Source organism: Pseudomonas idahonensis, assembly GCF_037903935.1.
In the GTDB taxonomy this organism is placed as follows: domain Bacteria; phylum Pseudomonadota; class Gammaproteobacteria; order Pseudomonadales; family Pseudomonadaceae; genus Aquipseudomonas; species Aquipseudomonas danubii.
Genome location: NZ_CP149586.1, coordinates 3,090,281 through 3,115,231, shown reverse-complemented (window position 1 = coordinate 3,115,231; position 24,951 = coordinate 3,090,281). Strand labels below are relative to the sequence as shown.

The 24,951-nt window shown below is 64.2% G+C and carries 21 protein-coding genes; 10 read left to right on the top strand and 11 right to left on the bottom strand.

Annotation, left to right across the window (positions count from 1 at the left end; translation table 11 throughout):
* The first annotated feature begins 7 nt into the window (after positions 1-7).
* The 4 genes from WIN67_RS14250 to dapA all read left to right on the top strand — a co-directional run bounded on the left by WIN67_RS14250 (position 8) and on the right by dapA (position 3,145).
* Entirely contained in the window at positions 8-547 is a 540-nt protein-coding gene (locus WIN67_RS14250; RefSeq protein ID WP_102864566.1) for a DUF3455 domain-containing protein, read from the top strand.
* A 107-nt stretch (positions 548-654) separates the two neighbouring features.
* Positions 655-1,212 (top strand): sigma-70 family RNA polymerase sigma factor, encoded by a 558-nt coding sequence (locus tag WIN67_RS14245; protein ID WP_375538373.1) that lies wholly within the window; start codon positions 655-657, stop codon positions 1,210-1,212.
* Positions 1,209-1,928, top strand: a complete 720-nt coding sequence (locus WIN67_RS14240) for an anti-sigma factor (RefSeq protein ID WP_300239105.1) — start codon at positions 1,209-1,211, stop codon at positions 1,926-1,928. Before WIN67_RS14245 ends, WIN67_RS14240 begins: the two co-directional genes overlap by 4 nt.
* A gap of 353 nt (positions 1,929-2,281) precedes the next feature.
* Positions 2,282-3,145 carry a 4-hydroxy-tetrahydrodipicolinate synthase gene (gene dapA / locus WIN67_RS14235; protein WP_110595549.1) on the top strand — a complete coding sequence of 288 codons (864 nt, stop codon included), beginning with the start codon at positions 2,282-2,284 and terminating at the stop codon, positions 3,143-3,145.
* 191 nt (positions 3,146-3,336) lie between these two features.
* Here the strand turns inward: dapA and WIN67_RS14230 are convergent, their stop codons facing one another.
* The gene (locus WIN67_RS14230) at positions 3,337-3,993 is read right to left on the bottom strand and encodes a ribonuclease T2 (RefSeq protein ID WP_339071524.1); all 657 of its coding nucleotides are present in this window, start codon (positions 3,991-3,993) and stop codon (positions 3,337-3,339) included.
* Between the two features lie 257 nt (positions 3,994-4,250).
* Positions 4,251-5,609, bottom strand: a complete 1,359-nt coding sequence (locus tag WIN67_RS14225) for an HD domain-containing phosphohydrolase (RefSeq protein ID WP_102879650.1) — start codon at positions 5,607-5,609, stop codon at positions 4,251-4,253.
* Positions 5,610-5,807: 198 nt separating this feature from the next.
* Between WIN67_RS14225 and WIN67_RS14220 the strand changes: the two genes are divergently transcribed.
* From WIN67_RS14220 to WIN67_RS14205, 4 genes are read left to right on the top strand one after another with little or no spacing between them, the layout of a single operon-like run.
* The gene (locus tag WIN67_RS14220) at positions 5,808-7,730 is read left to right on the top strand and encodes a putative bifunctional diguanylate cyclase/phosphodiesterase (protein ID WP_339071523.1); all 1,923 of its coding nucleotides are present in this window, start codon (positions 5,808-5,810) and stop codon (positions 7,728-7,730) included.
* A complete protein-coding gene (locus WIN67_RS14215; protein WP_422394688.1) occupies positions 7,720-8,715 on the top strand; it encodes a cytochrome-c peroxidase in 996 nt (331 codons plus the stop codon). Before WIN67_RS14220 ends, WIN67_RS14215 begins: the two co-directional genes overlap by 11 nt.
* On the top strand, positions 8,712-10,517 hold the full coding sequence (locus WIN67_RS14210) for a DAHL domain-containing protein (protein ID WP_339071522.1): 1,806 nt from the start codon (positions 8,712-8,714) through the stop codon (positions 10,515-10,517). The genes WIN67_RS14215 and WIN67_RS14210 overlap by 4 nt, the downstream gene beginning before the upstream one ends.
* The gene (locus WIN67_RS14205; RefSeq protein WP_339071712.1) at positions 10,517-11,932 is read left to right on the top strand and encodes an ATP-binding protein; all 1,416 of its coding nucleotides are present in this window, start codon (positions 10,517-10,519) and stop codon (positions 11,930-11,932) included. Before WIN67_RS14210 ends, WIN67_RS14205 begins: the two co-directional genes overlap by 1 nt.
* A gap of 76 nt (positions 11,933-12,008) precedes the next feature.
* Here WIN67_RS14205 and WIN67_RS14200 read toward each other — a convergent pair whose 3' ends face one another.
* The 7 genes from WIN67_RS14200 to WIN67_RS14170 all read right to left on the bottom strand — a co-directional run bounded on the left by WIN67_RS14200 (position 12,009) and on the right by WIN67_RS14170 (position 20,647).
* Complete coding sequence (locus WIN67_RS14200) at positions 12,009-14,579, bottom strand: bifunctional diguanylate cyclase/phosphodiesterase (protein ID WP_110651537.1); 2,571 nt, start codon at positions 14,577-14,579, stop codon at positions 12,009-12,011.
* A gap of 250 nt (positions 14,580-14,829) precedes the next feature.
* The gene (gene nudK / locus WIN67_RS14195) at positions 14,830-15,801 is read right to left on the bottom strand and encodes a GDP-mannose pyrophosphatase NudK (protein ID WP_273905764.1); all 972 of its coding nucleotides are present in this window, start codon (positions 15,799-15,801) and stop codon (positions 14,830-14,832) included.
* Positions 15,798-16,787, bottom strand: a complete 990-nt coding sequence (locus WIN67_RS14190) for an SMI1/KNR4 family protein (protein WP_339071520.1) — start codon at positions 16,785-16,787, stop codon at positions 15,798-15,800. The genes nudK and WIN67_RS14190 overlap by 4 nt, the downstream gene beginning before the upstream one ends.
* Positions 16,788-16,855: 68 nt before the next feature.
* Complete coding sequence (locus WIN67_RS14185; RefSeq protein WP_162884178.1) at positions 16,856-17,167, bottom strand: AzlD domain-containing protein; 312 nt, start codon at positions 17,165-17,167, stop codon at positions 16,856-16,858.
* Entirely contained in the window at positions 17,167-17,865 is a 699-nt protein-coding gene (locus tag WIN67_RS14180) for an AzlC family ABC transporter permease (RefSeq protein ID WP_102879658.1), read from the bottom strand. The genes WIN67_RS14185 and WIN67_RS14180 overlap by 1 nt, the downstream gene beginning before the upstream one ends.
* Positions 17,866-18,141: 276 nt before the next feature.
* Positions 18,142-19,338 carry an enoyl-ACP reductase FabV gene (fabV, locus tag WIN67_RS14175; RefSeq protein ID WP_102879659.1) on the bottom strand — a complete coding sequence of 399 codons (1,197 nt, stop codon included), beginning with the start codon at positions 19,336-19,338 and terminating at the stop codon, positions 18,142-18,144.
* 277 nt (positions 19,339-19,615) lie between these two features.
* Positions 19,616-20,647, bottom strand: a complete 1,032-nt coding sequence (locus WIN67_RS14170) for a lysozyme inhibitor LprI family protein (RefSeq protein WP_339071519.1) — start codon at positions 20,645-20,647, stop codon at positions 19,616-19,618.
* Between the two features lie 174 nt (positions 20,648-20,821).
* Between WIN67_RS14170 and WIN67_RS14165 the strand changes: the two genes are divergently transcribed.
* A complete protein-coding gene (locus tag WIN67_RS14165) occupies positions 20,822-21,562 on the top strand; it encodes a substrate-binding periplasmic protein (RefSeq protein ID WP_339071517.1) in 741 nt (246 codons plus the stop codon).
* A gap of 122 nt (positions 21,563-21,684) precedes the next feature.
* Positions 21,685-22,497 carry a DeoR/GlpR family DNA-binding transcription regulator gene (locus tag WIN67_RS14160; protein ID WP_102879661.1) on the top strand — a complete coding sequence of 271 codons (813 nt, stop codon included), beginning with the start codon at positions 21,685-21,687 and terminating at the stop codon, positions 22,495-22,497.
* A 354-nt stretch (positions 22,498-22,851) separates the two neighbouring features.
* On the opposite strand, the gene WIN67_RS14155 is transcribed toward WIN67_RS14160, so the two are convergent.
* Entirely contained in the window at positions 22,852-23,919 is a 1,068-nt protein-coding gene (locus WIN67_RS14155; protein WP_102879662.1) for an alpha/beta fold hydrolase, read from the bottom strand.
* A gap of 231 nt (positions 23,920-24,150) precedes the next feature.
* Positions 24,151-24,948, bottom strand: a complete 798-nt coding sequence (gene otnI, locus WIN67_RS14150; protein WP_339071516.1) for a 2-oxo-tetronate isomerase — start codon at positions 24,946-24,948, stop codon at positions 24,151-24,153.
* Between the last annotated feature and the right edge of the window lie 3 nt (positions 24,949-24,951).

Below are 24,951 nucleotides of genomic sequence, written 5' to 3'. Positions count from 1 at the left end.
AGCCACCATGCACGCCAAACAACGTCTTCTCTGCCTCAGCGCAACCTTGACCATCGCCTGCCTGGGCGCCCTGCCTGTGGCCCAGGCGCAGAGCGCATTGCCCGACAGCATCAAGGTGCCGGAGGGCCACAAAGTTGCCCTGGAAACCGTGGGCACCGGTGAAATCACCTACGAGTGCCGGGACAAGGCCAATGCACCGGGCGAGACCGAATGGGTCTTCGTCGGCCCCAAGGCGGTGCTCAGCGATCGCAGCGGCAAGGTGCTGGGTGACTACTTCGGCCCACCAGCCACCTGGCAGGCCAAGGACGGTTCGAAGATCACCGGGACCCAGGTCGCCGTGGCGCCGTCCAGCGCCGGCAACCTGCCCTATCAACTGGTCAAGGCCAATCCGGCCGAAGGCAAGGGGCTGATGAGCGGCGTCAGTTACATTCAGCGAGTGGCCCTCAAGGGTGGCGTGGCCCCCAGCAGCGCGTGCACCGCTGCTAACAAGGGCACCCGTGAAACAGTGAAGTACCAGGCGGACTACATCTTCTGGGCGGCCCGCTGATTCGCCACCCAAGATGCAAGGCCAGGCACTGGCAACTGGTCTACGCTGCTGACAGCCACTGCACCGCTTGGGTGGCGGTGGCTGTCATCTGTCGCAGGTAAATGCCCTTGTCTCTACCCGAACCCCTGTTTGACCACGCAGGCTGCATCGCCGCTTGTGCCCGAGGTGAGCGCCAGGCTCTGGAAGCCCTTTATCACGAGGAAGGGCCGCGCTTGCTCGGCGTCGCCAAACGCCTGGTACGCGACACGGCCCTGGCCGAAGACATCCTGCATGACGCCTTCATCCGAATCTGGCAAGGCGCAAGCAGTTTCGACCCCGAACGGGGCAGTGCCCGCGGCTGGATGTTCAGCATCACCCGGCATCTGGCGCTGAATTTCCTACGCCGCCATGGCCGTGAGGTGCCTATTGAAGAACCTTATGCAGACCACCTGGACACCCTTGACGGGCTGGCCATGAACACAGAGGCGATCACCGTGCTGGCTGATGCCGGACGTCTTCAGCATTGCCTGGGGCAACTGCCCTCACAGCGCCGCGAGTGTCTCCTGCTGGCCTATCTGGACGGCTATTCACACATGGAGATTGCCGCCAGAACGACCACCCCGCTGGGGACGGTCAAAGCCTGGATCAAGCGCAGTCTCAGTGCTTTACGGGAGTGCCTGGGATGAATATCGGTCCACGGGACGACAGCGATCCCACGCTCCAGGCCCTGGCCAGTGAATATGTCCTGGGCACCCTGGACGCCGAACAACGTCGCCTGCTCGAACAGCGCCTGCCCCATGACCCCGCCCTGCGTAGCGCCGTGCAAAGCTGGGAACAGCGCCTGCATCCCCTCACCGCTTTGGCCGCTCCCGTCACGCCGTCGCCCTGGCTTTGGCGGCGTATAGAACGCAGCCTGGAGCAACTGGCTGAACCTGACCCGGTCTCGGCCGCAAGTAGCGCCAGGCGCTTCAACCCTCTGGCGCTGTGGCGTGGATTGGCCGCTGCCGGCCTGGCCGCCAGTGTTCTGTTGGCCAGCCTGCTGATGCTGCGCCCCGATGCCCCTCCCAGTTACCTGGTGGTGCTGGTAGCCCCTCAGGACAAATCACCCGGCTGGGTGGTGCAAGCCAATGACACCCGGGAGCTGCAGTTGATTCCACTGGGCAGCATCGAGGTTCCGGCGGACAAGGCCCTGGAGTTCTGGACCAAGGCCGACGACTGGAAGGGCCCGGTGTCTCTTGGGCTGGTCAAGCCCGGCCAGCCGTTGCGTGTGCCGCTTGATCACCTGCCACCCCTGCAAACCAATCAATTGTTCGAACTGACCCTGGAAGATCGCCAAGGCTCGGCGGTTGGCAGGCCTACCGGCCCCGTGCAGTTCATCGGCCGCGCCGTCAAGACCCTGTGACCCGCGCAGAACCCGCCTTGACCCGGCGTGGCAGCAGCCAATCAACCGAGCCCTGTTCGAGGATTGACAAACCCCGCGCCGGCTTTTAAAACTGTGCGCCTGATTTCAGAGTCTGCCCCAGCCATGTCCCAAGCCCTTACCCTCGATTCTCGCGCCATTGGCCTGCTGGCCAAGGCCGGAGCCTGGGTGGCTTGCAACTCTAAATCGAAGAAACAGTCGCTCATGTGACCGGGGCGCTGTGTCCCGTCAGATGAGCTGACAGGACATCAAGCGCTACGGACACCCGCCCCCCTGCTTAACGCCCTTCTACTCTTCTGACGACGACCCGACGGTCAACCATCAGGAGAACACGCATGTCATCGTTTCAAGGAATCTGGGTCCCCATCGTCACGCCCTTTCACAATGGCGCCATCGACTTTGCCGCCCTGCGGCGCCTGAGCGCCCATCTGCTGGAAAGCGGCGTGGCCGGGCTGGTGGTCTGCGGCACCACCGGCGAAGCCGCGGCCCTGGACAAGGACGAACAACTGGCGGTACTCGACGCCGTGCTCGAACAGGCCCCCGCCGGGCGCGTCATCATGGGCCTGGCAGGCAACAACCTGAAATCGCTGCTGAGCCTGCAAACGGAAATCCTCAAGCGCCCGGTGGCGGCCCTGCTGGTGCCTGCGCCCTATTACATCCGCCCCTCCCAGGCGGCCCTGGAAAGCTTCTTCCACAGCGTCGCCGATGCTTCCAGCGTGCCGCTGATCGTCTACGACATTCCCTATCGCACCGGGGTCAACCTGGACAAGGACACCCTGCTCAACATCGTGCGTCATCCGCGGATTGCCGCCGTCAAGGACTGTGGCGGCAACCTGGACAAGACCCTGGCGCTGCTGGCCAGTGGCGCGGTAGAGGTGTTGTGCGGTGAAGACCTGCAACTGTTCAGCGCCCTGTGCCTGGGGGCTAGCGGCGCCATTGCGGCCGCGGCGCACATTCGTCCGGAGTTGTTCGTGCAGTTGCAGCGCCAGGTGCGGGACCAGCAGCTGGATGCGGCGCGGACCACCTTCCGGCAACTGGTGCCGCTGATTCAGGCGCTGTTCGCCGAGCCCAACCCGGCGCCGGTGAAGGCCCTGCTGGCCCATCAGGGCCTGATCGAGCCACACCTGCGGGCCCCGATGCAGGATTGCAGCGCCGCCACCGCCGTACACCTGCAAAACCTGTTGGCCGACCTGCCCTGAAGGGGCTTGTCCTACGGAACATCGGAATTGACGTGCCTGTGGCCCGTAGGAGCTGGCGTGCCAGCGAAAGCGTCCTCAAGCCCGGTGCAAGGTTCGAGGACCTCTTCACCGGCAAGCCGGCTCCTACGGAAGCGGGGGCACGACAATCTCGATGCCCCGTCGGCGCCGATCGGGGCGGCGCGCGGACGCTTTCAGCGGATCGGCGGGATACGGATCTGGCCGGCGCGGCACTGGTTTTTCACGCCTTTGCCGCACGCGCCAAAGTCCAGGTCCTTGGTCAGGCAGACCCGGACTTCGGAAAGCTCGGGGCCGCTGCAGAGAATGGCGATGCCGTTTTCGGCGATCCCCGGGTTGCTCTGGCGAAACTGCTGGGCAATCTGCGTGGCTTCAAAGTAACGCACCGCGGTCGAAGGTTGCAGCGCTTGCGGTATCTGCACCGTCGCCAGGGCCTTGTCCGTCGCATCCAGGTAACCCATGCCCCCCAGGCCACTGCAGGTGCCGTGCTTGGTCCATTCGTGGTTCATCAGTTTGGCGGTGGGAAACAGGGTCAGGCCCTTGGCCCGCTCATCCTGCGTCAGCGGGGTCAAGGGTGGGCAGGACTGGGGCCAGCCGCCCTTGGCGTATTGCGGCCACAGACCGTGGAGGACAAACCCATAGCCCTTGCCCGAGCACTGTTCGTTCTCCGGATGCATCAGGCAAAAGGTCGGTGACCAGGACAAAGCCAGCAGGTAGTAGTCAAAAGCCCCCGCCACCGACTCGCGCTGCTGTTTGGGCTGACGCGCGTCGCTGAGGCCCACCATCCCCAGGGTCAGCACCAGGGCTGCCATCAGGGCAAAAAACTTTCTCATCGTTACCTCTCCTAGGGATATCGGATTGTCCTGGCCACGCCATCGGGGTGCAGCTGCAGGCACACAGCTTCACTTTCTTGGCATGCCGGGGTTGCAGGAACATGACATTCGCCGCGCCGTGCCCCGGCAAAGCCGGTCAGGCGCGACGACCGCCGAGCGAGCGTCGGCCGAGGCGCCAGCGGGACACTGCGCCAGGGCCTGGGCGGCGCGCGGTGCGAAAGATGACGGAACAACCGGGCACAGATCAAGAGCGGCGATCAGTGCCCGATGTCCAGAGACGGTCCTGGGGCTTCAGGCACGCTGACAAAAATGCTGTAGTGCCCCCCTTCCATGGCTTCAAAGGCAATCAGCTTCTGGACCAGCGGCTCGCTGATCACCTTGCCGGCATTGAGCAGCAGCATGCCGTTGTCGGCATTGAGGTTGCGCCGCAGGACCATCCCTGCCTGCAGATCACGGGTGCCCAGCACCCGGACCGTCGGATCATCGACGGTCACGTCATTGAGGTAGGCAGCACAGACCCGAACAAAGCCTTCCACCATGTTCGGGTCATACAGACGGCCGGCGTACTTGCGAATGAACAGCAAAGCCTCGTCGCTGTTCATTCGCCGCTCCAGAATCAACCCGCACTGCAACTCGATGAAGTCCACCACCAGCTTCAGCAGCCGGGCGCCCCAGGGAATCGCCTCGCCCCGCAGATGCTGGGGAAAGCCGCTGCCATCCCAGCGTTCCTGATGATGGAGGATCAGCCGCGCCGCATCCTGCATCGGCTCCAGCGTCATCAGCAGCGACTCGCTCTGGGAGGGATAGGCCCGATAACGCTCCTGATCGGCGTGCCGCAACAGCTCCGCCGGAGCGGCCAGCATGGCATCGCTCCAGCTCAGCTTGCCGATGTTGTACAAGGCGGCGGCCATGGTCAGGTCACGGCTGGCGGTTTCGTCCAGGCCATAGCTTGCGCAACAGGCGCGCACCAGTTCGATGATCTTGCGGTTGGTCTGCTTGTCCGCCGGCAGGCGCAGGTTGGCCAGCAGCGAGAACACCTCAGTGCCGGTCACATAGCTGTGCTTGAGCTCCTCATAGGCCAGGTCCAGCATGTCGGCGGTCTGTTGCAGCTCGGCGGTCCGGGAAGCCACGCGCTTTTCCAGTTCGGCGTTGCTCACCTTGAGCTGGCGGTTCTGCTCCAGCACCAGTTGCTGCAGGCGCTTGAGCTCGCGCTCGGCGTGCTGGTATTCCAGGGTCTGGCGCAGGATCAGCAGCAGCTCTTCGTCGTTCCAGGGTTTGCTCAGGTACTGGTGGATCTGCCCTTCGTTGACGGCCTTGACGATGGTGCTCAGGTCGGCGTAGCCGGTGAGCAGAATCCTGCGGGTGGCCGGGTAGCCCTCGCGCACCCGGGCCAGCAGGGTGGCGCCGTCCATGTCGGGCATGCGCGCATCGCTCATCACCAGGTCAACCGGACGCTGGGCCAGGATTTCCAGGGCCCTGGCACCGCTGTCGGCCAGCAGCACTTCATAGGGCTGGCTGCGTAGCAGGCGCCGCAGGCTGTTGAGGATCGATTCTTCGTCATCCACCAGCAACAGGCTTGGACGCTGTCCTGGTTCGGTGGGCTGCAACTCTTCCATGGTGGGTCCCCCTGTCCTGCATCTCGTTCCCCGGACAGCTCCGCCCGGCCAGCGCCCAGCGGCGCTACAGCCCAGACAATCCTAGCTATTTTTTTGATTTTCACCCGGGGATGTAAATCGAAAAAACCTCGTACGGCGCATGTTCCAGTGACTATGCTCACAGCGTTGGACGCGCGCTCAGAACACTAGGGAAAGTCAATGGACACTGGCTGCGACGCACAGACAAGTTCGCAAGACCCCTCGGACTCACCATCTGCGAGCGTCAACCGACGGGTGCTGATTGTGGATGACAGCCTCTCCATTCATGAAGACTTCCACAAGATCCTCATGCCCTCGCAGAACCTGGCCCTGAGCCAGGTCGAAGACCAGTTGTTCGGCAGCGTCCCCTCCCGCCCGCTCCAGGTGTTCAGCCTGGATTCGGCGTTCCAGGGTCGCGAGGCCCTGGCCATGGTCGAGTCGGCCCTGGCCCGAGACACCCCCTATGCCATGGCCTTCATCGACATGCGCATGCCGCCGGGCTGGGACGGCCTGGAAACCATCGAGCAATTGTGGAAGGTCGACCCGGATCTGCAGATCGCGCTGTGTACCGCCTATTCGGACTATTCCTGGGAAACCATGGCCGAGCGCCTGGCCTTTGGCGACCAGTTGCTGATCCTGAAAAAGCCCTTCGACAGCCTGGAAATCCGCCAGATGGCCAGTGCCCTGACCTGGAAGTGGCAGATGACCCAGGATGCGCGGCACAAGCTCGACGATCTGCAGCGCACCATCGAGGAACGGGTCGCGGAACTGCTCAAGGTCTCCCACCTGCTGCACTACGATACCCTCACCGGGTTGCCCTCCAGCGCCTTGCTCGGCGATCGCCTGGGCCAGGCCATGGCCCGGGCCCGGCGTTATGGGCAACAGCTGGCGGTGATGTTCCTCGGACTGGACCGTTTCAAGCGGATCAACAATGCCCTGGGCTACCCGGCCGGCGACGAGTTGCTCAAGAGGATCGCCCACAGCCTGCAGCACGGCATGCGCGAGTCGGACTCGGTGTTCCGCTACGGCTCCGACGAATTCGTGGTGCTGCTCCATGATCAGGAGCCGCCGCCCCAGGTCCGTAGCGTCGCCGAAAAGCTCCTGGCGACGGTGAGCCAGCCCCACGATGTGGCCGGGCACGACCTGCGGGTCACCGCCAGCCTGGGCATCAGCCTCTACCCCGAGGATGGCCAGGATGCCCTGAGCCTGATCAAGAAGGCCGAAATGGCCATGCGCAACAGCAAGGAGCAGGCACCGGGGGGCTACGGTTTCTTTACCGAGGACATGACCCACCGCGCCCGGGAACGCCAACACCTGGAATCGGGCATCCGCCAGGCCCTGGAGCGCCAGGAGTTGAGTTTGCACTACCAGCCCAAGATCCACCTGGCCTCGGGCCAGGTGGTGGGCGCCGAAGCGCTGATTCGCTGGTTCAGCCCACAACAGGGCTGGATCAGCCCCGCCCAGTTCATTCCAGTGGCCGAGGACAGTGGCCTGATCAACCGGATCAGTCAGTGGGTAGTGGGCGAAGCTACCCGCCAGTCCCGTGCCTGGCAGCAGGCGGGACTGGCGCCGATCCGCCTGTCGGTCAACCTCTCGGCCAGCGACTTCAGGCAACCGCAGTTGCTCCAGCAGTTGCAGCGCGCACTGCTGGACAGTGCCCTGGACCCGACCCTGCTGGAACTGGAAATCACCGAAGGGGTACTGATGCAGAACGTCGAAGCCACCCTCGCCACCCTGCAAGCCATCAAGGCCCTGGGGGTGCGCCTGGCGGTAGACGATTTCGGCACCGGCTATTCCAGCCTCAGCTACCTGCGCAAGTTCCCGGTGGACGTGCTGAAGATCGACCAGTCCTTCATCCATGGCCTGAGTCACGAGCCCAAGGACGCCGCCCTGGTCAGCGCGATTATCCAACTGGGGCGCAGCCTGAACCTGAGCATCATCGCCGAAGGGGTGGAAACCCAGGAACAACTGGCGTTCCTCAAGCAACAGGGCTGCGAGGAAGGCCAGGGCTATTACTTCAGCAAGGCCCTGCCGGCCGACAGTTTTGCCCGCCTGCTGCGGGCCCAGGCGTCTCAGAAGCAGGTAGCCGACCATGACCGCTGAACAGCAGCCCAGACAACGCCAACGCCGCTCGCGCAGCCTCATCGGCCTGCTGTTCTGGGCGATGGCCGCTGTCGCCCCGCCGGCCTTCCCGGCACCGCTGGACGAACCGCTCAAGCCCCTGCCCGCAGTACCCACCCTCGATCCCCAGCGAGTGGAGCTGGGCAGGCGGCTGTTCAACGAGCCGCGCCTGTCCCTGGACAACAGCCTCTCTTGCGCCAGCTGTCATCGGCTGGACCAGGGTGGGGCCGACGCACAGGTCAAGTCCCTGGGCATCAAGGGCCAGCTCTCCCAGGTCAACACCCCCAGTGTGTTCAACGCTGCGCTGAACTTTCGCCAGTTCTGGGACGGTCGCGTCGAGACCCTCCAGGCGCAGATCGACAACGTGGTGCAAAGCCCCACCGAGATGGGCAACAACTGGCCCAACCTGCTTCGCACCCTGAATGACGACGCCAGCTACCGCCAGGCCTTCGGTGCGCTGTACCCGGACGCCATCACCGCGGCCAACGTGCAGGACGCCCTGGCCAGTTATGAACGGACGCTGCTCAGTGCCGGCTCGCGCTTCGACCAGTACCTGCAAGGCAACACCGAGATCCTCAGCCAGGAGGAGAAGTACGGCTACCAGCGGTTCAAGGACTACGGCTGCATCGCCTGCCATCAAGGGGTCAATATCGGCGGCAACATGTTCCAGAAGTTCGGCGTGATGAATGACTACTTTGCCGACCGGGGCAACCCCACCGACGCCGACCTGGGGCGTTTCCTGATCACCGGCGACGAGCAGGACCGCAACGTGTTCAAGGTACCCAGCCTGCGCAATGTGGCGGTCACTGCCCCCTACTTCCACGACGGCTCGGCAAAAACCCTGGAACAGGCCGTGGAAGTGATGTTCAAGTACCAGTTGGGCCGAACCCCCAACCCCCAGGACACCCGCCTGATCGTCAAGTTTCTCCAGACCCTCACCGGGCAATGGCAGGGCAAGCCGCTATGAAGTTGCGCCGCCGCTGGCCCTCCACGCTCCTGACCCTGGTGGCCCTGGGCCTGGTCCTGGCGCTGGCGTTGCTCTACTTCAAGACCATGATCGGCCAATCCCCGAACTTCGCCCTGTCCCGGGACCTGATCGGCCAGATCAAGCAATTGAACGCCCAATGGGAAACCGAAGTGCTCAAGGCGCGCATCGCCATTACCCACGACTACGATCCGCTGGTGCAGCCGGTGCAGCAGATCAACCAGGTGTGGCAGCACTTCGATCAGCTCTCGCAACAGGGTCACAGCGACCCGGCGGCCTGGCAGGCCAGTCACCAGGCGTTCCTCAATGCCTTCCAGGAAAAAGCCGGCCTGGTGGAACGGTTCAAATCCCACAACGCGGTGCTGCGCAACTCCCTGGCATTCCTGCCCTACGCCGAGGACGACATCCAGCGCCGGCTGGCCGACCTCGATGATCAGCAGCGACTGGCGCTGCAGAATTTTGCCATCGACACCTACGACCTGCTGCTCAGCAGCCTGGAGTTCGCCCAGATTTCCAGCAGCGACAAAGCCGCGGACATCCTGGTAGGGCTGAACAAACTGACGGTCAACAAGGAACGCCTGCCCACCGCCATGCACGAACCGGTGGACATCCTCAACAAGCACGTCGCCGTGATCCTGCGCGAGCAGCCGGTGGTCAATGAACTGCTGGAGCGGCTCACCTCGGTCCCGGTGGCCGAACGCCTGGACGACATCACCCGCCTGCTCAACCACGACCAGCTCCAGGCCGACCTGCAGGACCAGAAGTCCCACCAGTATCTGCTGGCATTCTCGGTGCTGCTAGTGCTGTTGATCCTCTATCTGGCGATCCGCCTGATCAGCAGCTTTGCCGTCATCCGTCGGGTCAACACCGCCCTGCAGAGCGCCAATGAACACCTGGAGCAGCGGGTCGAGGAACGCACCCGGGAACTCAAGGAGGCCCAGAGCGAGTTGCTGGACGCCGCGCGCCAGGCCGGCATGGCGGAAATCGCCACCAATGTCCTGCACAACGTCGGCAACGTGCTCAACAGCGTGAACATTTCCAGCGAGATGCTCAGCCGCACCCTGCGCTCGAGCAAGGCTCAGGGCCTGGGCAAGGCGATGGAACTGATCAATCAGCATCAACATGATCTGGGGCATTTTTTCAGTGAGGACGAAAAAGGCAAGCTGCTCCCCGGCTACCTCAACCAACTGGTACAAGCCATTGCCAGCGAGCAACAGGGCATGAGCAGCGAACTGGCCCAGCTTGGGCGCAGCGTCGACCACATCAAGGAAATCGTCGCCACCCAGCAGTCCTACGCCGGGGCCTCGCGGCTGATCGAGCCGTTGCAGGTCGGCGAACTGATCGATGACGCCTTGCGCATGAACTCCGGCGCCCTGGCCCGGCATCAGGTTACGGTGGTCAAGGACTACACCCAGGTGCCACCGGTCCTGGGTGACAAGCACCGCCTGCTGCTGATCCTGATCAACCTGATCAGCAACGCCAAGTACGCCATGTCCGATCTCGACGAACACTCCCGGACCCTGACCCTGAGTGCCCATGTGATCGACAACCGGACCTTGCGCATTCAAGTCCGCGACCGCGGCGAAGGCATTGCCGCCGAGAACCTGACGCGAATCTTTGCCCACGGTTTCACCACCCGCAAGGAAGGACACGGCTTCGGCCTGCACAGTTGCGCCCTGGCCGCCATGGAAATGGACGGACAGCTCAGCGTGCACAGTGACGGGCCGGGGCTGGGAGCGACCTTTACCCTGGACATACCGCTGATCAGCGCTGAGGGCCAATGATGGACGATCTGAGCAACCGGCGAATTCTGCTGATCGACGACACCCCGTCGATCCACGACGACTTTCGCAAGATCCTCACCCCGCCTGCGGCGGACGCCAACAGCCTGGACGACCTGGAAGCGCAGTTGTTCGGCGCCCAGGCCAAGCCCCGGCAACAGCCCTTTGAACTGGACTCGGCCTACGGCGGCCAGGAAGGCTTGAACAAGGTCTGCCAGGCCCTGGAGCAGCAGCGCCCCTATGCCCTGGCCTTCGTCGACATGCGCATGCCCCAGGGCTGGGACGGAGCCCAGACCATCGAGCGCCTCTGGCAAGAGGACCCGCGCCTGCAGGTGGTGGTGTGCACCGCCTATTCCGACTACTCCTGGGAGGACCTGCTGGAGCGCCTGCAGGGCCACAACCGCCTGCTGATCCTGAAGAAGCCCTTCGACAACATCGAAGTCCAGCAGATGGCCAGCACCCTCACCAGCAAATGGGAGATGACCGCCCGTGCCCTGCTGCAGATGCACCATCTCGAAGACCTGGTAGAGCAGCGCACCGAGGACCTGAGACAGGCCGGTGCGGCCCTGCAACTGGAAATCGACGAGCGCAAGCAACTGGAAAACCAGCTGGTGCAATCGGAGAAACTGGCCTCCCTCGGGCAACTGGCGGCCGGGGTCGCCCACGAGATCAACAACCCCATCGGCTTCGTCGCCTCCAATCTCGGCAGCCTGGCGGGCTACCTGGAACAGATCAGCCAGCTGCTCACGGCCTATCGCCAGAGTGAAGAGGCCATCGCCGCGCCGGAGTTGCGCAAGCGCCTGCAAAGCCTGCGCGAAAGCATCGACCTGGACTTTCTCCAGGAGGACATCCCGCTGCTGATCAAGGAATCCAAGGACGGCATCGGCCGGGTCGAGCAGATCGTCAAGGACCTGAAGAATTTCTCCCGGGTCGACAGCGACCAGCATTGGCAAATGGCGGACCTGCAGCAGGGCATCGACTCGACCCTGAACATCGTCGCCAGCGAACTCAAGTACAAGGCCGACCTGATCAAGCACTACCAGCCGCTGCCAGAGATCGAGTGCCTGCCCTCCCAGCTCAATCAGGTGGTGATGAACCTGGTGATCAATGCCGCCCAGGCCATAGGCCCCGAGCGCGGCACCATCACCCTGAGCAACGGCGTGGCAGGCGAGCGGGTCTGGCTGGAAGTCAGCGACAGTGGCTGCGGCATCGACGAGCAGCACCTGCAGAAGATCTTCGACCCCTTTTTCACCACCAAGCCGGTGGGCCAGGGCACCGGGCTCGGCCTGTCGCTGTCCTACGGGATCGTCAAGAAACACGGCGGGCAAATCAGCGTCCGCAGCCAGTTGGGGGTGGGCAGCACCTTTCGGGTGGAACTGCCGATCCGTCAGGGCCCCCATCGTCCGGACCCGGCCTGAACCGGGCACGCCCTCCCCGTCCCTGGCGCTGATTGCGAGCGCGGCACAACGGCCAGCGAGCGCTGCAAGGTCCGCCTTAAGTGGTAAAGCGGCTGGCCTGGGACAGCTCGGTGCACAGCCTCACCCAGGCGTCGCTGTCCAGAGGCGGACTCAGGTGCGGCCCCTGGGCCTGATCGCACTGAATGTCCTGCAGCGCCTGGTACTGCTCCGGGCTTTCCACACCTTCGGCAATCACCTTCAGACTCAAGGCATGCCCCAGATCGACGATGGCCTGGACAATCGAATGCCCGGCCTGATTGCCGCCCAGTCCCGCCACCAGGCTGCTGTCGATCTTCAGGCCGTCCAGGGGAAAGGTCCGCAGGTACTGCAGCGCCGAGTAGCCACTGCCGAAATCGTCCATCAGCAGTTGCACCCCAAGGGCCTTGAGCCCCTGCATGATCTCCAGCACCTGGCGACCGTCGTCCAGCAGCGCCTTGTCGGTCATTTCCAGCACCAGCCGCGAGGGCGCCAGCCCGCTCTGGCCCAGGACGGTCCTGATCCTGGCCACCAGTTGCCCGCGCTGGAACTCGGCGGCCGACAGGTTGACCGCCAGCAGCAGGCGTTCGGGCCAGGCCCGGGCCGCGCGGCAGGCGGCGTGCAGCACCCAGTTGCTCAAGGGCAGGATCAGCCCGGTGTCCTCGGCGATCGGTAAGAACACCTCGGGCCCCAGCAGCCCACGCTGGGGATGCCGCCAGTGCACCACCGCCTCGGCGCCCACCAGCTGTCCGTCCGCCAGCCGATAGCGTGGCTGGAACTGCAGCAGCAACTGATCCTGCTCGATGGCGTGGCGCAGGTCGCGCTCCAGGCCGCGGCGTTCGATGATCCGCACATTCATGTCGCTGGCATAGAACCGCCAGGTACTGCGCCCCGCCGCCTTGGCCTCATACAGGGCGATGTCGGCAAAACGCAGCAGCTCCTCCGCCAGGCTGGCATCCACCGGCGCCCGGGCAATGCCGATGCTGGCACTGATGAAGACTTCATGCTCGGCAATGTAGAACGGCTCTTCGATCCGCTCGATCAGACGCCGGCACAGGCCTTCGATCTCGGGTTGGGCAACCTGCCCCGGGACCACCAGGACAAACTCGTCGCCCCCGACCCGGGCCACCAGATCCTCGCCCCGCAGGCATTGGGCCAGACGCTGGGACACCTCATGCAGCACCTGGTCGCCCGCCGCATGCCCCAGCAGATCGTTCACCGGCTTGAAGCGATCGAGGTCGACGCTGAGCATCAACAAGGGCTCCTGCAGGGTCGGCAGGGCCAACAGCTTGCCTTCGAGAAACTCCTGCATGCGCGTACGGTTGGCCAGTCCGGTGAGGGCATCGTGCTGGGACAGGTACTCGATCCGCCGCCTTGCGGCGACCTCCTCGGTGATGTCGCTGGCGGTGCCCCGATAACCACCGGCGGCCATGGCTCGCACCGAAAGGCGGCAGATCCGCGGCTGCCGGTGGCCATCCAGGTAAGCGCATTGCAGGATCGCCTGGGAACGCCGCTCCGGGGCCGCCAGCCAGTTGAGCAGCGACCCCTGCTCGGAGCTCAGCAGCTCGTTCATCGGCCGCCCCAGCGCAGACTCTCGGGAGAGCCCGGTGACCACCTCGAAACGCTCGGACAAGTAGGTGAAACACAAGTGCCGGTCCACTTCCCAGATCCAGTCGGACGCCGCTTCGGCGACGTCGCGAAAGCGTTCTTCACTGGCCAGCAAGGCGCTACGACTGACCCGCAGGGCCTGGACCTGATCGTCCATGACCCGGGCCGCCGCGCCGGCCCGGCGCAACAGAAAGCCGGCCATGATGCCCGCCAGCAGGCCCGCCAACAGCAGCAACGGCATCACCAGTACCAGCAACTGATGCCCGGGGCGTGTCGGTTGCCATTGCAGGACTCCGGCGCCGTCGGGCAGGGTCAGGGACGGCAGTGCGGCGGCCTGCACGGGGCCGGCCACCTGCAACTGTTCGATGCCCAGTCCCTGCCCCAGCGCCAACAATCGCGACGGTTCCAGGCGCGCAACGAAAATCAGCACCGACTGAGGCCCGCTGTCGGCACGCACTTGCGGGTCGTTGCCTGGGTTCAACAGGTCGGCGACCACCAGCGCCGGGGTCCCGGCGATGGCATGGTAACGGCTGATGGCCTTGCCGCCGGCTTGCGAACGTACCTCCTGCACCAGGGGCGCCAGCTGTTCCCCCAGCCAGTCCCGGGCATCCATCGACTCCAATCGCCCAGCCACCAGGGAATACACGGTGCGGCCTGCCGGACTGATCACGAACACGCCGTCAAAACCCAGGTCGTGGTACAGGGTCGGACCGAAGTTCTGCCGGGTGTAGGCCCAGTCGAGGTCGACCTGCAGGTGCAGGTGCTGGTAGGCGTCACCCCACAGGGCATAGTCCTTGAGCGTGGTGCGGGCATTGCTGTCCAGCGATTGCAGGGCCTTTTCGATATCCAGGCGATTGTGCTGTTCGGCGGAAAGGTTCTGGTCGAGGGCGATGTACACCAGCAGCAAGCCGGTGAAGAGGAACAGCGCCAGCAGCAGCCCCGAGCACCCCAGCAAGGTGGCACGAGTCAGCGCCTGATTGGAGGTGCTGCGTCCTTGAGATGGGTCCTGACCGAGGTTTTCCATAATGCTCCAGGCGCCATGGCGACAAACCGACCGGTGAGGCCCTGCCCCACACAGTCCTTGACGAAGCTCGCGCTTGCCTATTGACGATAGACAGTATTTTCCCGCGGGGCCTGGAAATGCCGGGGGCACGAAGGCTGCGGCTGTGGTGAGGGGGGTCTTGAAAGGTGGGGGGCAGGTGCGGTGCTGGCGCTGACGGCCAGCGCAGGCGATCGATCCGACCACCCGCGCTGCACTGAATCAGTCGTCGGGATCAGCGCTCGGAATCAGCCGGGAGCGCGCCCGGCGTCACAGCCGGCAATTGCTCCACCCGGTGATAGACACTCAGGCCCAGGCGCTCGGCGACCCGCACCATGGCGTCGCAGCCCGCCGAGGCCGCGCCGATGCGCAGCACGGCATCACAGCGCTCCAGCAGGCGTTCGGCATAGGCGTGGAACTGCGCGTTGTAGATCTCATCGCCCACCGCCAGGGACCCCGCCAACCGGGTCATGGGCAACGCCACCCACTCCCCCAGCACCGGAAAATGCCCGGCCGCCAGCACCTGGGCGGCGCACTGCTCCATGGCCGCGACATTGCGTGCCAGCACTGCCGGATCGTCGCCGCTGCCAGAACGGTACGGGCCGGCCACCAGCACCATCAGGCTGCGCGGCTTGAGCACATGCAGCTGCAGGTATTGCAGGAGCATGATGGTCTTGCCGTCGACGATTTCGCCGCTGTCGATCATGCCCAGGGCCTGGTCGATGTCCAGCTCCAGGACCTCGATGTCCTCGCCTTCGTGCTCCAGTCCGCCGCCTTCATCGATGCGGTCCTCGGCCTGGTAATGACCGATGAAGAAATGCACCCGCTCGGTCACTGAACCCGGGCTCATGAAGGCCTCGAAAACCTTCTGCACCTCGCCTACCCGGCAACCGGTTTCCTCCTGCGCTTCCTGACGGATGCGCACCTCCGGGCTGGCGTTGTCCAGCAGGCCGGCAGCGGTCTCGATCAGGTAGCCGTGGTGGTCGTTGACGAAAGCCGGCATGCGGAACTGCCGGGTCAGCAGCACCGTGCGCCGCTTGAGGTTGTACAGCAGGATGGTCGCGCCATTGCCCCGGTCATAGACCTCACGGTCCTGGGCCTGCCAGCTGCCGTCGCGGCGACGCAGCTCGAAGCTGTACTTCTTCAGCACGTACCAATTATCAGAAAGGGTCTGTTCGGCGGTGATGCGAATCGATGCCTCGCTCATGGCTGCTCCTGAGGGTCTGGGCTGAGGGGGCGAAACCCCGAGAGTTGTTCCAGCAACTGCGCGCGATAGGCTGGCGTCAAGACCAACCCGTCCGCCGCCTGGCGCATTTGGCCGCCGGCCAGCCGTGCCCGAAACCAGTCGCGGATGAAGTCCGGGGCGTAGCCACCGGTGCCGAAGCCCTTGGCGAAGGCGATCATGTCGCAGTAGACCTGCAGGTACGACTCTTCGTCGTTGACCGGATAGCAGTTGCGGTACAGCCAGAACTGCAGGTCATACAGCAGTTGCGACAGCGGATCGGCATGCAGCGCGAAGTAGCGTTTTTCATGGACGATGCGCAAGGCGATCTGGCGGATCAGCGGCCCCAGGTCGGGCACTTCGTGGAACTGTTCGAGCAACTCCTCCAGCAGCGCTGAGAACGGCGCGCTGGCGACCTTGTCCAGATCGTCCAGGTAATCCTGCTCCGAGGTGTCATAGACCTCGGGGGACACCAGAGCGCGGATAAAGGCCTCGAAGTTCGGCGCCAGCACGGTCACTGCGTAGTCGCGTTCCTGGTCCACGTGCACCACCCGCGGCTCGCCCTCGGGGCCGCATTCGCGGTAGTCCAGAGCCACCATGTCGTGCCCGGCAGACGGGCAATTGCAGATGTACACCCCGAGGTCCGGGTAACCCCATTTCTCGATTTTGAAACGACTGCCCAGGCTGCCGCCCAACGAATAGGCGGTGTCGCGGCCAATGCTCAGGAAGCTGTCGATCGCGCAGTGGTCCTCAGCCCAGGAGGTGCCTTGTTCGGTGGGGCAACAGCACAGGTGCGGGCGCCCGCCGTTGTAGCGATTCATGAACGCCACATAGGACGGCGGCAGGCGATAGCCCAGCTCGGCTTGCAGCTCGGCGATCATGGCGGCGCTGGCCGGTGCCTGGTTGATCTTGCAGTGGGTGGCCCTGTCCCAGAACGCGTCCAGGTCGATATCGTGGGGGAAGTCGCTCATCCGATGCATCCGTTGCGGTTTAAAGGTCGGCCTGCGCCGAAAGCGGCACAGGCTAGCGCAAATGGCCCTCAGAGCCACCAGCGCAGAAAGAAAAAGAACCCCATGCTCAGCAACATGCTGACCAGGGTGTTGCGGGTGTAGATCACCAGCGCAATGGCCACCAGCGAGCTCAGCAGGTAGGGATTGTCCCAGTGCAGGTTCAACTGGTGATCGGGCATGAACACGATCGGCCCGCAGATGGCGGTGAGCATGCCCGGCACCGCAAAGCCGAGGAACTGCCGGGCATTGCTGCTCAGGCGCAGCGGCAGGCGTGGTTCGAGAAACACGTAGCGATTGAGAAAGACCAACAGGCCCATGCCGAAGATGACTGCCCAGACCATCATGCTTGCCCCCGATACAGTTTGTTGCAGACAAAACCCGCGGCCATCCCCGCCAGGCCCGACAACACCAGCGCCGAGCCCCACTGCCAGTAACTGAACAGCACCGAGCAGAACAGCGACACTGCGACACAGACCACGGTGGGCACATTGCGCACCAGCGGCGTGATCAGGGCGATGAAGGTTGCGGCGATGGAAAAGTCCAGGCCCAGGTGCTCCAGGCCCGGAATGCTCTTGCCCAGCACGATGCCCAGCAAGGTGAAGAGGTTCCAGGCCACGTAGAAGGTCAGGCCCACGCCCAGGGCGTACCAGCGGTCGAACTGCTGCTTGTCGTGGGCGCTGGTCAAGGCGAACAGCTCATCGGTGAGCAGAAAGCCCAGGCCCACCCGCCAGCGCCCGGGCAAGGGCGAGATCACCGAGCGCAGGCTCATGCCATAGAGCAAGTGCTGGGAGGTGAGCAGCAAGGTGGTCAGCAGGATCGAGAAGATCCCTGCCCCGCCCTTGAGCATGCCGATGGCCACCAGTTGCGCGGCGCCGGCAAAGACGATGCTCGACAGCCCCTGGCCCTGCAGCGGCGTGAGATTGGCTTCGATGGCCATGGAACCGGCCAGCAGCCCCCAAGGCGCGGTGGCCAGGGACAGCGGCATGATGGCGATGGCGCCGCGGATAAAGGCGGCACGAGGTAAGAGAACGCTGGACATGACACCCTGCACACAGATAACGGACGCTGACTGTGCCATCTGCCGGCGCCCCCTGGCTTGAACAATCTTGCGCAATTGCCCCGCCACCGTAGGAGCCGGCTCCTACACGACAGCAGAACCTACCTGCAGGAGCTGGCTTGCCAGCGAAGGCGTCTTCAAGACCAGCACAAGACGTGCGGGCCTCTTCGCCGGCAAGCCGGCTCCTCGATGAAATACGGGGGCAGAAACGACAACGCCCCTCACGAAGGAGGGGCGCTGGCTGACGCTAGACGCGGATTACAGCTGGATCAGGTTGCTGATCTTCACGTCCGGATCGACGTCGGCTTCGTAGTCGACCCCTTCGATCTCGAAACCGAACAGGCGCAGGAACTCTTGCTTGTAACCGACGAAATCGGTCATCTCGTAGAGGTTCTCGCTGGTCACCTGGTCCCACAGTTGCTTGACCCGGTCCTGGACCTGCGGTTGCAGCTCCTTGTAGTCGGCACGCAGGCGGCCTTCCTGGTCGATCACCGGCTCGCTGTTGTACAGGCTGTCCTTGTACAGGCCGTAGACCTGTTCGATGCAACCTTCGTGGCTGCCCTGCTCTTTCATCACCTTGAACAGCAGCGACAGGTACAGCGGCATGATCGGGATCGCCGAGCTGGCCTGGGTAACCACAGCCTTGAGCACCGACACCCGAGCGTCGCCGCCCAGCTCGGCCAGTTGCTGGCGCATGCCGATGACTTTCTGGTCCAGGTCCTTCTTGGCTTCGCCAATGGAGCCGTTCCAGTAGATGTCGTGGGTCAGCTTCTCGCCCAGGTAGGTGAAGGCGGTGGTTTTCGCGCCTTCGGCCAGCACACCGGCTTCGTGCAACGCGTCGATCCACATCTGCCAGTCTTCGCCGCCCATCACTGCCACGGTGCCGTCGATCTCTTCCTGGGTCGCCGGCTGCAGGGTGGTTTCCTTGACGATTTCCTTGTCGGTGTCGACACCGCGCAGGGTCACGGACTTGCCCAGGGGCTTGAGGGTCGAGCTCAGCACTTCACCGGTCTTGGGGTGGGTGCGGCGCGGCGCCGCCAGGCTGTAGACCACCAGGTCGATCTTGCCCAGGTCGCGCTTGATGGTTTCGATGGTTTCGGCCTTGACCGCGTCGGAGAAGGCGTCGCCGTTGATGCTCTTGGCGTACAGGCCCTTTTCTTCGGCGAACTTGTGGAACGCCGCGGTGTTGTACCAGCCGGCAGTGCCCAGTTTGCCGTCAACGCTGCCGCGCTCGAAGAACACCCCCAGGGTGTTGGCGCCGCAACCGAAGGCCGCGGTGATCCGCGCGGCCAGGCCGTAACCGGTGGATGCGCCGAGGACCAGCACGTTCTTCGGCCCTGCGTCGATGGCGCCCTGCTGGGTGACGTAATCGATCTGCTGCTTGACGTTGGCTTCGCAACCCACTGGATGGGTCGTCACACAGATAAAGCCGCGAACGCGGGGTTTGATGACCATTTACAATCTCCCAATTTCAATGTGCCAGGCGCCGGTAACGGCGGCGGCAGTGTCACTTGCTAAGGTCGTAGACGCTCACAATGGCTTCGCGTCACCAACTGATGGAATTTGTCCGGCAGGCCAAGGCTTGGCGCCCCTGTGCCGGCACCCTCGGGGCGATATCCAGGCGGCCCGGGCCGAGACTCTAGCAGCTGCACCGGCCGGCTTCAGCATCCACCCGGCGAAATTTCTGCCGCCACGTTCATCAACAGATGATGAGATCCGGCCCGCCTGTGCTTCAGGGCATCATGTCCAGCGGCAGTTGCTGGCCCTGGCTGCGCGCCTCGTACCAGCGCTGTACCACGTCCGGCAGGCGCTGCTTCCACTCAGGCTCGGTGGTGTAGTAGCGCACCCGCACTTCATCGGTAGGGCCCACCACTGCCAGCAGCGCGACCCACAACTCGCCCTTGGCACCGCGCACGAAAATCGCCGCATTGGTATTAGCCAACCCTTGCAGCCACATATCGGTGACCTCGGCGCCCTTGAGCTCAGCCGAGGTGTCCTGGGAGAACACCGAGCCGCTGTCGAGCAGGGTCTGGTAATCCTTTTGCAGCAGCTTGCGGGCGCGCAGATCTTCTTCCTCGGTACGCACCAGCGCGGTGGACAGCAAATCGTACTGGTGCTCCAGGATTTGCCGGGAGGCCACATAGAGCCCGTCGTAATACACCCCCGAACCGGCGCCGCAGGCATAAGAGTCGCCCTCCTGGGTCACCTGCAACAGGCCGTTGCGCGGGGTCAAGCGCAGCTGGCAGCCCTCGACGCTGTAGCGGGCTTCACCGTCCTTGAGCTGCAGCTTGCCCGCCAGCGCACCGGAATTGGCGCCGCCCATGGCCGACAGGTCGAAGCTCAGACGATCTTCGCCGCTGCGCCGGATCACCAGCTCACCGCCGTAGAACGGGCTGACCGAGACCCGCTGCCAGGTGCCCTGCCAGTTGAACGCAATATTCACATAGCGCAGCACCATCAGCCGGCTCAGGTATTGGCTGCGCAGACAGCCCAGGTCGGCCTGGCACTGGTCGCGCTGCTTGAGCCATTCACGCTGCCCCAGGCGCAGCGCCTTGGGGTCCTTGGCCTCGGCCAGGGTCGCCGTCCAGGCCTTGCCCAGCTGGCTGTCCAGCCCGGCGGTATAGGGGTCGGCGCAGATGGCCTTCTCACTGGCACTGGCGGCCTTGGCGCAGTCGAAGCTGCTGGCCTGGGCGCCCTGGCCACAAGCCAGGAGCGCCAGCAGCAAGCCAGTGGCTCGCAGGGGATGAACAAGGGGGGTGAACATGGGCAGATTCCATTCAACAAGGGCTGCGCCAGGATACCTGCAGCACAGCGATCTGCCGACGACAAAATCGCCCCGGCATGGCCCGCTAAAGCACGCTACAGACCCGAAGTTCGAGCGCGACAGGCGGCGACCAGTCGTACTAAGCTCTGGGTTTTATCCCTCTAAGGGCACTGCATGAAATGGATACTGCAGGCACTGTTGCCGCTGTTGAGTCTCACCGCTCACGCTGGCGAGTTGCGCATGCTGACCGACAACCACCCGCCGCTGCACTTCCAGCAGGGCGAGCACATGACGGGCTTCGCTGTGGAGGTGGTGCAAGCCCTGGCGCAACGCACCGGTGATCCGGTGCAGGTCCAGCAACGGCCAATGTTGCGCGCCTTGCGCGATGCCAGCGAGGCCGAAGACACCGCGGTGTTTACCATTTTGCGCACGGCCGAGCGCGAGTCGCGCTATCAGTGGGTGGGGCCGCTGATGCAGACCGAAACCGCGCTGTACGCCCGCACTGGCGACCACAGCACGGTCACCGACCTGCACCAGACCCGCGGACAGATTGCCGTACCGCGCAAGTGGCTGGTCTACCGCTACCTCAAGCAACAGGGGCTGGACAATCTGTGGGGGGTGGACAGCCCGCAGGTCATGATTCGCCTGCTGCAACTGGGACGGGTGCAATACCTGGTGGCCGACACCATGAGCGTCAGCACCTTTGCCGCCGAAGAAGGCATGCCCTTCGATCAGTTGAGCTACCAGATGCCGCTGATGCGCCAGGACGCCTACATCGCCTTTTCCCCCAAGGTCGACGCCGCCCGGGTCGCCCGCTGGCAGCGGGCCCTGGAGGCGATGAAACGCGATGGCAGCCTGCAACGGCTCAAACAGCGCTGGCATATCGACCGCACTGCCTGCTCAAGCAACTGCTGACGACGGCCTCAAGATAGAATTTGCTGACTCGTGAACGGCAGTAAATCTCGTCCGCGGCGGCGAGTTTCGCTACTATGACGAGCCCATTTCTGTCTTTGCCGACCCGCCAATCCGGAGCCCCAATGCCCAGTCCCAAGGACCTCGCCACTGACAGCAACGCCCCGATGATTCCGGAACAGCGCCGCGAGCAGATCCTGCGCCAGTTGCGCAAGCATCAGGTACTCAGCGTGCATCAGTTGATGGAGATGTTCGACTGCTCGCACATGACGGTGCGCCGGGATATCGCCCTGCTGGAACAGGAAGGCCGCGCCCATTCGGTGACCGGTGGCGTACGCATCGCCAGTCAGTTGCACAGTGAGCCCAGCCATCAATCCAAGGCTGTGGTGGAACTGCCGCAGAAGCAGGCCATGGCCAAGCTCGCGGCGGGCCTGTTGCATGCGGACATGACGGTGTACCTGGATGCTGGCACCAGCACCCTGGAGATCGTGCCCTACATCAAGGCGCTGTCGGGCATGACCGTGATCACCAACGATTTCGGCGTGGTCCAGGCGTTGCTCGACGCACCCCAAGTGACAGTGATCCACACCGGTGGTCAGCTGGACCATTCCAACCATTCCTGCGTTGGCGGGCTGGCAGTGGCGACTCTGCGCCAGGTGGTCACGGACGTGGCCTTTATCTCCACCAGTTCCTGGGACCTGCGCCGGGGCCTCACCACGCCCTCGGCGTTGAAGGTCGAGGTCAAGCAGGTGGCAATGCAATCGGCGACCCAGGTGGTGCTGGTGGCCAGCAGCTCCAAGTACGGCACCTTCGGCATGTACAAGATCGCCGACCTGGAGCAGTTCGACATCATCATCAGCGACGCGGCCCTGGCCCCCGCAGCGGCGGACGGCATTCGCAAGCACGGGGTGGAATTGCTGCTGCCGGCACCATCCTGAGGCCAGCGATAGCCCCCAACACCTGCAATCCGTGGCCAGGGAACGTGCTCCCACTCATCTGCGCAGCAGACGCAATGCCTGATGCCCCTCAATCCCCGAAAGGTCGCGCCGTCCGGCTTTGGGGCGGCGGCGCCACCTGGCATGAGCACGTTCCCTCACCACAAAGAGTGAACAGCCCTCCCTAGGCTTTGTACGTAAAGCCTTGATACTCGGTGAAGCTGCGTGGAAAACGGTCTCGTGCGCGAGTCCGATCGGAAGGCTCATTTACACCCCGTAAAGTCGAACGCGACCCTGGCCGTTCCTCGACCGTTTTCGCCTTGCCTGACCTTCGTCTCAACACTTTTCGTACAGAGCCTAGTGGGCTCTCTCGGTGTCGGCCATGAACTGCCCCAGCTCACGAGCATAGAACCGGGCCATGCCGGTGGTGCCGTGCCCGCGAGTTTCGGCGCTGGCGGGAATCAGCAGCAGGCGAGCATCTTTCACTTGCTTGAGCGCCGCTTGCAGGGTGCCGGTTTCCGGCGGGTTGCGCTCATCGTCCGCGGCGTTGATCACCAGCACCGGCGCCTGGATCTTGCTCAACCCCGGCGCGGCGTTGTAGTCCGCCGAAGACTGCCACTGGTAGATGAAGTCGTTGGCATCGGCGGTCTGTGGCGCCTTGAGGCGCTCATCCACCAACTGGTCGGCCTGGGCCCGGGTCGGCGCCAGGGCCTGATAGGCCAGAGTGCCGCCGCTGGTGCCAGTGGCGAACAACGCATTGGCCAGACGCAGAGACGGCGGCTGGACCCGGTAATTGCCGTTGTCCCAGGCCGGGTCCTGCTTGATCGACTCCACCAGCAGCCGGCGCATCATCCAGTTGCGCGAGGACATTTCCCCGGGCTGGGAGGCCATGGGCACCAGGGCGTCCATCATCTGCGGCCATTGCTGGCCCCAGAGCCAGGTCTGCATGCCGCCCATGGAATTGCCGATGATCAGGCGCAGGTGCTTGACCCCCAGCCCCTCGGTGACCAACCGGTACTGGGCCTGGACCATGTCGTCGTAGTTGTACTGGGGAAACCGCGCGCGCAGGCCATCGGAAGGCTTGCTCGACTGGCCGACGCCAATGCCATCGGTGGCGATGATGTAATACTTGCTCGCGTCCAGAGGTTGCCCCGGGCCGAACAGCTCGCCACCAAAATCCTTGCTCAGCAGGTCGCTGGCCGGCCGGTAGGTGCCGTGCAGGTAGAGGATCGCCGGGTGCTTGGGGTTGCCCAGGGTGATGTAGTGCAGTTTCAGGTTGGCGAGCTGTTCGCCGTTGTGAAAGGTGAATTGCGGGGCAACCCAATCGCCCTCGGTGGCCGGCGGCAAGCTCGCGGCCGCGGCCAGGGACATACCGCCCAGGGACAAAATCAGGCCGAGCGCGGCCCGGCAGGCAAGACGCTGCATGGAAAAACTCCTGTGTTTATCGCTACGAATCATCGCAAGCCGTTCGTGGCCTTCGTACCCTCTGTAGCCGCTGCCGCAGGCTGCGCAAGGCACCGCAGGGGCCTCGGCGGTTGGGGAATCGCTGCGAGCCTACGGCTCGTTCGCAGCCTTCGGCAGCGGCTACATAAAGCGCCCGCAGGGCCTTGCGCGACGTTCCCCAGATACCTTTTCCTGCGCAACCTGCAGTAGCGGCTACACCGCCGAGCCTTGGCGCGCCTGCCAGTCGCGCAGCCATTGCAGGCCAGCGGAGGTGTCGCCGCGGGGGCGGTATTCGCAACCGACCCAGCCGTCATAGCCAAGCTCGTCCATCAGCTGGAACAGGTAGGGATAGTTCAGCTCGCCAAGGTCCGGCTCGTGACGATCCGGCACCCCGGCGATCTGGATATGGCCAATGCCCGCCAGGTCCCGACGCAGCTTCACCGCCAGGTCGCCTTCGACGATCTGGCAGTGGTAGCAGTCGAACTGCACCTTGAGGTTGGCCGCGCCGACTTCCTTGCAGATGGCCTGGGCCTGGTCCTGGCGATTGAGGAAGAACCCCGGCATGTCACGGGTGTTGATCGGCTCCAGCAGCACGGTGATCCCGGCCTTGGCCGCCTGGGCCGTGGCATGGGCCAGGTTCTCCAGGTACACCGCGTGATGGCGGGCCCGGTCCTGTTCCGACGGCAGCAGGCCGGCCATCACGTGAATCCGTGAATTGCCCAGCACCGCGGCGTACTCCAGGGCCTGGTCGAAGCCCTGGCGGAACTCTTGCTCGCGTCCGGGCAGGGAGACGATGCCCCGCTCCCCCGCCGCCCAGTCACCGGGCGGCGCGTTGAACAGCGCCTGCTGCAGGCCATGATCGTCCAGGTGCTGCTTGAGCACCTGGGGGCTGTAGTCGTAGGGAAACAGGTACTCCACGGCCGTGAAGCCGTCTGCCGCTGCGGCGGCGAAACGTTCAAGAAAGGCATGTTCCGGGTAGAGCATGCTGAGGTTGGCAGCAAAACGAGGCATGGG

What these genes read in the sequence shown, in the direction of transcription:
- WIN67_RS14250 (WP_102864566.1), top strand. Translation starts at nt 8, where the DNA reads ATGCACGCCAAACAACGTCTTCTCTGCCTCAGCGCAACCTTGACCATC.
- WIN67_RS14240 (WP_300239105.1), top strand. Translation starts at nt 1,209, where the DNA reads ATGAATATCGGTCCACGGGACGACAGCGATCCCACGCTCCAGGCCCTG.
- dapA (WP_110595549.1), top strand. Translation starts at nt 2,282, where the DNA reads ATGTCATCGTTTCAAGGAATCTGGGTCCCCATCGTCACGCCCTTTCAC.
- WIN67_RS14230 (WP_339071524.1), bottom strand. Translation starts at nt 3,993, where the DNA reads ATGAGAAAGTTTTTTGCCCTGATGGCAGCCCTGGTGCTGACCCTGGGG.
- WIN67_RS14225 (WP_102879650.1), bottom strand. Translation starts at nt 5,609, where the DNA reads ATGGAAGAGTTGCAGCCCACCGAACCAGGACAGCGTCCAAGCCTGTTG.
- WIN67_RS14220 (WP_339071523.1), top strand. Translation starts at nt 5,808, where the DNA reads ATGGACACTGGCTGCGACGCACAGACAAGTTCGCAAGACCCCTCGGAC.
- WIN67_RS14215 (WP_422394688.1), top strand. Translation starts at nt 7,720, where the DNA reads ATGACCGCTGAACAGCAGCCCAGACAACGCCAACGCCGCTCGCGCAGC.
- WIN67_RS14210 (WP_339071522.1), top strand. Translation starts at nt 8,712, where the DNA reads ATGAAGTTGCGCCGCCGCTGGCCCTCCACGCTCCTGACCCTGGTGGCC.
- WIN67_RS14205 (WP_339071712.1), top strand. Translation starts at nt 10,517, where the DNA reads ATGGACGATCTGAGCAACCGGCGAATTCTGCTGATCGACGACACCCCG.
- WIN67_RS14200 (WP_110651537.1), bottom strand. Translation starts at nt 14,579, where the DNA reads ATGGAAAACCTCGGTCAGGACCCATCTCAAGGACGCAGCACCTCCAAT.
- nudK (WP_273905764.1), bottom strand. Translation starts at nt 15,801, where the DNA reads ATGAGCGAGGCATCGATTCGCATCACCGCCGAACAGACCCTTTCTGAT.
- WIN67_RS14190 (WP_339071520.1), bottom strand. Translation starts at nt 16,787, where the DNA reads ATGAGCGACTTCCCCCACGATATCGACCTGGACGCGTTCTGGGACAGG.
- WIN67_RS14185 (WP_162884178.1), bottom strand. Translation starts at nt 17,167, where the DNA reads ATGGTCTGGGCAGTCATCTTCGGCATGGGCCTGTTGGTCTTTCTCAAT.
- WIN67_RS14180 (WP_102879658.1), bottom strand. Translation starts at nt 17,865, where the DNA reads ATGTCCAGCGTTCTCTTACCTCGTGCCGCCTTTATCCGCGGCGCCATC.
- fabV (WP_102879659.1), bottom strand. Translation starts at nt 19,338, where the DNA reads ATGGTCATCAAACCCCGCGTTCGCGGCTTTATCTGTGTGACGACCCAT.
- WIN67_RS14170 (WP_339071519.1), bottom strand. Translation starts at nt 20,647, where the DNA reads ATGTTCACCCCCCTTGTTCATCCCCTGCGAGCCACTGGCTTGCTGCTG.
- WIN67_RS14165 (WP_339071517.1), top strand. Translation starts at nt 20,822, where the DNA reads ATGAAATGGATACTGCAGGCACTGTTGCCGCTGTTGAGTCTCACCGCT.
- WIN67_RS14160 (WP_102879661.1), top strand. Translation starts at nt 21,685, where the DNA reads ATGCCCAGTCCCAAGGACCTCGCCACTGACAGCAACGCCCCGATGATT.
- WIN67_RS14155 (WP_102879662.1), bottom strand. Translation starts at nt 23,919, where the DNA reads ATGCAGCGTCTTGCCTGCCGGGCCGCGCTCGGCCTGATTTTGTCCCTG.
- otnI (WP_339071516.1), bottom strand. Translation starts at nt 24,948, where the DNA reads ATGCCTCGTTTTGCTGCCAACCTCAGCATGCTCTACCCGGAACATGCC.